General features: G+C 60.8%; 6 protein-coding genes. 2 read left to right on the top strand and 4 right to left on the bottom strand.

The genetic code is table 11. From position 1 onward, the window contains the following. The 4 genes from BN1132_RS11530 to BN1132_RS11515 form a co-directional block, all read right to left on the bottom strand. Nucleotides 1-1,123 (bottom strand): cbb3-type cytochrome c oxidase subunit I (locus BN1132_RS11530; RefSeq protein WP_042077692.1); only part of this gene is annotated, 1,123 nt, incomplete at its 3' end. A gap of 9 nt (nucleotides 1,124-1,132) precedes the next feature. Further along, nucleotides 1,133-2,257: a cytochrome c oxidase subunit II gene (gene coxB, locus BN1132_RS11525; protein ID WP_042077691.1), complete on the bottom strand. Its 1,125-nt coding sequence runs from the start codon at nucleotides 2,255-2,257 to the stop codon at nucleotides 1,133-1,135. A gap of 362 nt (nucleotides 2,258-2,619) precedes the next feature. Beyond that, nucleotides 2,620-4,692, bottom strand: coding sequence for a tRNA(Met) cytidine acetyltransferase TmcA (locus BN1132_RS11520; protein WP_042077689.1), 2,073 nt, complete (start codon nucleotides 4,690-4,692; stop codon nucleotides 2,620-2,622). Continuing rightward, nucleotides 4,689-5,003, bottom strand: a complete 315-nt coding sequence (locus tag BN1132_RS11515) for an HlyU family transcriptional regulator (RefSeq protein WP_042077687.1) — start codon at nucleotides 5,001-5,003, stop codon at nucleotides 4,689-4,691. The genes BN1132_RS11520 and BN1132_RS11515 overlap by 4 nt, the downstream gene beginning before the upstream one ends. A gap of 138 nt (nucleotides 5,004-5,141) precedes the next feature. Here BN1132_RS11515 and BN1132_RS11510 point away from each other — a divergent pair, with 138 nt between their 5' ends. Next, nucleotides 5,142-5,348: a bacterioferritin-associated ferredoxin gene (locus tag BN1132_RS11510; RefSeq protein WP_042077685.1), complete on the top strand. Its 207-nt coding sequence runs from the start codon at nucleotides 5,142-5,144 to the stop codon at nucleotides 5,346-5,348. 143 nt (nucleotides 5,349-5,491) lie between these two features. Continuing rightward, nucleotides 5,492-5,971: a bacterioferritin gene (gene bfr, locus BN1132_RS11505; RefSeq protein ID WP_042077684.1), complete on the top strand. Its 480-nt coding sequence runs from the start codon at nucleotides 5,492-5,494 to the stop codon at nucleotides 5,969-5,971. Nucleotides 5,972-6,157 lie beyond the last annotated feature (186 nt).

Below are 6,157 nucleotides of genomic sequence, written 5' to 3'. Positions count from 1 at the left end.
TGGCCAGCATCAACCCCGAGAAACCGCCTATGGTGAACAGGGTGATGAAGGCGATGGCAAACAGCATGGGGGTTTCGAACGTCAGGGAGCCGCGCCACATGGTGGCAACCCAGTTGAACACCTTCACCCCGGTCGGCACTGCAATGAGCATGGTGGTGTACATGAAGAACAGCTCGGCCACGACCGGCAATCCCGTTGTGAACATGTGGTGCGCCCAGACCATGAAGGAGAGCAGGGCGATGCTGCTGGTGGCATAGACCATGGAGCGATAGCCAAACAGCTTCTTGCGGGAGAAGGTCGGTATGATGCTGGAGACGATGCCGAAGGCCGGCAATATCATGATGTAGACTTCCGGGTGACCGAAGAACCAGAAGATATGCTGGAACATCACGGGATCCCCGCCTCCGGCCGCGTCAAAGAAGCTGGTGCCGAAGTACTTGTCCGTCAGCACCATGGTCACCGCCGCCGCCAGCACCGGCATGACGGCGATGAGCAGAAAAGCCGTGATGAGCCAGGTCCAGACAAACAGCGGCATCTGCATCCAGCCCATGCCGGGCGCCCGCAGATTGAAGATGGTCACGATGACGTTGATCGCCCCCATGATGGAGGAGATCCCCATGATGTGGATGGCGAAGACGAACAGGGCCGTGCTGTTGCCACTGTATTGGGTGGACAGGGGGGCATAGAAGGTCCAGCCCGAGCTGGGTCCACCTCCCTCCATGAACAGACTCGACAGCAGGATCAGAAACGCAAACGGCAGGATCCAGAAACTCCAGTTGTTCATCCGGGGCAACGCCATGTCAGGCGCCCCGATCATGATGGGGATCAGCCAGTTGGCGAGGCCCGTGAAGGCGGGCATGACGGCACCAAAGACCATGATGAGGCCGTGCACCGTGGTCATCTGATTGAAGAACAGGGGCTCGACCAGTTGCAGACCGGGGTGAAACAGTTCGGCCCGGATCACCATGGCCATGGCGCCGCCGGTAAAGAACATGGTCAGGGCGAAGAGCAGATAGAGGGTGCCGATGTCTTTGTGGTTGGTGGTGTAGAGCCAGCGCCTCAGGCCCGATGCCGGTTGGTGGGCATGCTCGCTGTGCAGGGTATCCGTGATTCCATCGCTCATGCCGGCGCCTCACTTGTCCTTGATGGGTTCGACTGGGTTCAGAAGGGACTGCACCTCGGCAGCCTGGATGAGATCACCGGTCTTGTTGTCCCAGGCATTGCGTTCATAGGTGATGACGGCGGCAAGCTCCTGTGCCGTCAGTTGCTTGCCGAAGGGTTGCATCGCCGTGCCGCTCTTGCCGTGCAGGACGATGTCCAGATGCTGGGCCCGATTCTCCGCCAGCGTGGTCACCTTGCTGCCCTTGAGCGCTGGGAAGATGCCGGGCAGTCCGGTTCCGGCGGGTTGGTGGCAGGCAGCACAATGCCCCAGATAGATCTTCTCCCCCATCTCCATGGCCTGAGGCAGCGTCATGGTCTCCGCTGCCTGCGCCTGTTGCTCCGCCTGGGCAACCGCCTGATCTGCCGCCGTCTTGGCGATCCACTCGTCGAACTCCCCGGCGGGTTTGGCCAGCACGACGATGGGCATGAAACCGTGGTCTTTGCCGCACAGCTCGGCACACTGCCCTCGATAGGTTCCGGCCTTGTCGATCCGGGTCCAGGATTCGTTGATGAACCCGGGGTTGGCGTCTTTCTTCACGGCAAAGGCGGGCACCCACCAGGAGTGGATGACGTCGTCCGAGGTCATCAGGAACCGGATCTTCTTGCCGACCGGCAACACCAGCGGTTTATCCACTTCCAGCAGATAGGTGTCGCTCTTGGGCGCTTCCCCAGAGATCTGCTGCTTGCTGGTCGCCAGCAGGGAGTAAAACGCCACAGGATGCTCGAGATATTTGTAATGCCACTTCCATTGCGACCCCGTGATGAGCACGGTCAGATCGGCCTTGGAGGTGTCTTCCATCCTCAGCAGCGTCGAGGTCGCCGGGGCCGCCATCGCGACCAGGATCAGCACGGGGATGGCCGTCCACAGCAGCTCGATGCGGGTGCTTTCATGGAATTGGGCGGCCTTGGCACCGCGGGACTTTCGATGGTGCACTATGGACCAGAGCATGACCCCGAAGACGAGCAGGCCGATGACGCAGCAGATATAGAAGATCGTCATGTGCAGGTCATAGACCTGCTGACTGATGGCGGTCGCCCCGCGCGTCATGTTGAAGGTGAGATCGCTGGCGAAGGCGCTGCTGCTGGCAAACCACATCAGCCATGCGCCATGGTTAACTGCATTTTTTCCCACACTGCACTCCCTGTGCACGTTAGAAAAGATGGACGGCATTGACTACCAATAAAGCTAACCACATGAAAAACAATGCATTTATTAAAATGCTATTTACATTCAAGTATTAGTCCATATTCGGAAAAAACCAAAATGCTGGCAGTCGGGGTGGCGCTCGTCAGAGCCGTCGATTGCCAGATAGCCCCGAACGAGGAGCGATTGACGATCGCTCGCTTCCTCCGACACTGACTTGGAGAGGATGTTCAGCAAGCCAGAATGAACAAGGAGCCACCAGGGCTCCTCGTTCGTGTCACGGCTATTCGCCTCGTCTTGTATCGCCCAGGCGGTCAGCCAGCGATCTCCTTTGGCTCCAGCAGCCGGGCCAGCAGACTGCGCAAGGCCTTGATCAGGGCAGGCTTGCCGGCCATCCCCTGTTTCGTCGCCAGAGCGTCCCAGGGGGCATACTGCCAGATGGTGGCGATCAGCAGCCGGCGCTCGTCGGGGCTCAGTGCATCCAGCACCCTCAGCCGGCTGGCCAGCCAGCGTTGCAGCGTGGCCTGGCACAGCTCGAATGGCTTGTGATGGTGGGCAAAGCAGTCGAGCTCCTGCTGCTCGAACTCCCCCAGCCCAGCGGCCTGTCCCCCCTGCGCCCCTCTCAGGCATAGCCAGACCAGCTCAGGATCCAGTTGCTTTAACTCTCCCGCAAGCAGGGTCGGCAACTGGCTCACGAAACGCTGGCGCCATTGTGCCAGCTCGGCGTCGCAGCCGGTGTGCAGCGGCTTCAGCAGCAAGGCTGCATGACTGCCACTGGCCGCATCCCGCTGCAGACCGATACGCAGCACCAGCATCCCCCCCTTGAGCCAGAAGGGCAGCAGGTCGGCGCTGGCGGAGAAGGCGGACCCCAGATAGTCGACGCCCTCTGCGCGATAGTGTATCTCCAGCCTCTCCAGCAACAGGGAACCCAATCCCAGGCGATGCAGGCTGGGATGAATGGCGATGCGCATCACCCTGGCGTAAGTGCGATCCCCCGCCGTGGTGAAGCCGGCGTGGGCCAGCAGCGACTGGGGCAGCAGATGACCGCGGGGACGCCGCCGCCCCGCCCAGATATCGCGGGCCAGTGCAGGGGAAATATTGCCCTCCCGCACCACCAGCGCCACGCCGAGCAATGCCTCTTCCTGCTCCAGCAGGTGGATGTCGAGATCCGGCCCTTCCAGCAAATGCCTGAGGTCGCTGGGGCTGGTCTGGTAGTGGGCCAGCACCAGCAGACCGAATACCCGGTTGAGCAGGGCCTCATCGTCAGCCAGCTCGGCCTGCGCCACCCGACGCCAGCCGGGTGCCTTCGGCAACGACGGCGCCACTGTGTCGGCATCGAGGCCGAGCAGGCGGAAGATCAGGGGCTCCAGGGGGTCATGCCGGCTCCAGCGAATGGGCTCGACCAGGCGCAGTTCCTGCCAATCCGGGGTTTCCCGATCCAGCACCCGCTTGAAACGCAGATGAAAACCACGCCCGGTCCCCTCGTAGCCGTGCTCCGTGGTGGCGAAGACGATGCGGCTGTGGTGCGCCAGCATGGCCTCCAGCAGCGGCGTCGGTATGGCGGCAGCCTCATCGACCAGCAGCAGATCCGCCTGTACCTCCCCCCGCGCCACCCGATCCGGCGAGACATACTTCAGCCCCGCCAGCCTCTCTGGCGTACCCGCCAGCACCGCCTCTGCATGGGCAAAAAGCGTCGCCACGGTCGCCTGGGAGGGGGCCGTCACCGCTATCGTCAGGGCGGGATCCCGGCTCAGCAAGTCGGCACTGGCCAGACCCAGCAAGGCGCTCTTGCCACGACCGCGATCCGCACTCAGCACCAGGGGTCGTCGGCGATGGCCGTGCAGCACCTTGTGGATGGCGGGCAGCCCCCGGGCCTGATCCACACTCAGTGGCCGGCTCGCATCGAGGGGATGCCAGGGCTCGCCACTGGACGCAGGATCCAGAGAGAGCGCCGGGTCTCCCGCCAGCAGTCGCACTAGGCGGGAGATGAACCCCTGACCGGCCCGTCCAGCATCCTCCGGCTGGGCAACCAGCCTCTGACGATCCGGATCCGGGTAGGCCGGCCACGCCTCTCGGGGCGGAGTCAGCAGCAGCAAGAGGCCGCCCGCCCGCAGCGTGCCCGCCAAGGCACCGAACGCATCGGGATGAAAACCGCTGAAGGCGTTGAAGACCAGGGTGTCGCACTCCTGGCCCAGCCGCTGCAACGCCTTGGCGGCAGGCAGCGGAGCATGGTGATCCGGCCCATTGCCCAGCCAGAACACAGCCTCCCCCAGCAAGGGTTCGGCACGGGCGATGCAATCTAACTCCCGGCCTTCCAGCCAGATCAGGCGCCGCTCACCGGCACGGGCAAGAGATTGGCGCAGGGTGGCCAGCTCGGCTGGATTCATGGCGCGGGGTTGGGTTCCGGTTTCACCCGGGGTTCAAACATGCGATCCCCCATCTGGTCGATGAAGGTATGGGCCTTCTGCACCATGAAACGCTCTGCATCGGCCGGGTTGGCAAAGAGATCGGAACGGATGAAGCGATGGGTCTGCAACACCCCGTCCAGCTCCTTGGTGATGCGACCGGCCAGCCGGAACTGCCCCCCTTCCGGCATGGGCTCGGGATAGATGAGATAGCCGGCGTATTCGGTAGGCGTCACCTCGGCGCGCTGGGCAGCCTGTCCCTTGAACAGGGCATTGAGTAGTTTCTTGAGCATGTTCGCCTCCTCTCTGGTGATGGCATTCTCCCCAAGGGGAGAATCAGTGGCAAGCACGGGATCTTATTACCATTCGTTCTTTGCACTACGAACCATTCTCATTTAGATTTACCTCATTCCAGCATAGAGGTCCATATTATGTACGTGTGTTTGTGCCGCGGCATCACAGATACCCAGATCCGCAAGGCGGTGCAGGCAGGCAATACCGAGTTTCGACAGTTGAAACAGTCGCTGGAAGTCGGGGCCCAATGCGGCAAGTGCGTGCGCATGACCATGGAGATCATCGCCACCGAGCTGGACAAGATGGAGTCAGAGCAGGCGCCGCTCTATTACGAAGTGGCCTGATACGGCGTTTATCGGCCCATCACCTCTTTTAAAGCGAATGCTCCCCGTCTCGGGAGTGTCGATTCGCCGTCCTTTTTTGGTCATGTTTCTGGACTAAGCTCTAGTGATCGTTGCCCTAGGCTCGAACACGAGGAGTAATGTCGATGAAAGGAGATCCCAAAATCATTGCCCACCTCAACAAGGTGCTGGCCAATGAACTGGTTGCCATCAACCAATACTTCCTGCATGCCCGCATCTATGATGACTGGGGCCTCAAGGGGCTCGGGCACAAGGAGTATCACGAGTCCATCGATGAGATGAAGCATGCCGACGAGCTGGTCAAGCGAGTGCTGTTTCTGGAAGGACTGCCCAACCTGCAGGATCTGGGCAAGCTGCGCATCGGTGAGACGGTCGAAGAGATGCTGCGTTGCGATCTCTCCCTGGAGATGGATGCCATCCCCGATCTGAAGCTGGCCATCACCTATGCCGAGTCCGTGCAGGACTATGTCAGCCGCGATCTGTTTCAGGACATCCTGGAGGACGAGGAAGAACATGTGGACTGGCTGGAAACCCAGCTCGATCTCATCGAACGCATCGGGCTGGAAAACTATCAGCAATCCCAGCTGCACTCGGAATCATCCTGAATAGTTATGGCATGAAATCCCCGCTTTCCAACCCGCTCCGGCGGGTTTTTTCATCTTTGTTCGCATAGCTTTTCACCACCATTATCCATATGAAATATAACGTTATCTTTGTTAAGTGAGTCGCAAAAGGCGGCGGTCTGAAGGTGCACTATTGGAACCCCTTTGTGGGACTCAAAATAACAAGGC

This window comes from Aeromonas sanarellii (assembly GCF_000820085.1).
Lineage (GTDB): Bacteria > Pseudomonadota > Gammaproteobacteria > Enterobacterales > Aeromonadaceae > Aeromonas > Aeromonas sanarellii.
Note: the sequence above shows the minus strand (reverse complement) of the source record. Positions and strands in the feature narration are given on the sequence as shown.

What these genes read in the sequence shown, in the direction of transcription:
- coxB (WP_042077691.1), bottom strand. Translation starts at nt 2,257, where the DNA reads ATGTGGTTTGCCAGCAGCAGCGCCTTCGCCAGCGATCTCACCTTCAAC.
- BN1132_RS11520 (WP_042077689.1), bottom strand. Translation starts at nt 4,692, where the DNA reads ATGAATCCAGCCGAGCTGGCCACCCTGCGCCAATCTCTTGCCCGTGCC.
- BN1132_RS11515 (WP_042077687.1), bottom strand. Translation starts at nt 5,003, where the DNA reads ATGCTCAAGAAACTACTCAATGCCCTGTTCAAGGGACAGGCTGCCCAG.
- BN1132_RS11510 (WP_042077685.1), top strand. Translation starts at nt 5,142, where the DNA reads ATGTACGTGTGTTTGTGCCGCGGCATCACAGATACCCAGATCCGCAAG.
- bfr (WP_042077684.1), top strand. Translation starts at nt 5,492, where the DNA reads ATGAAAGGAGATCCCAAAATCATTGCCCACCTCAACAAGGTGCTGGCC.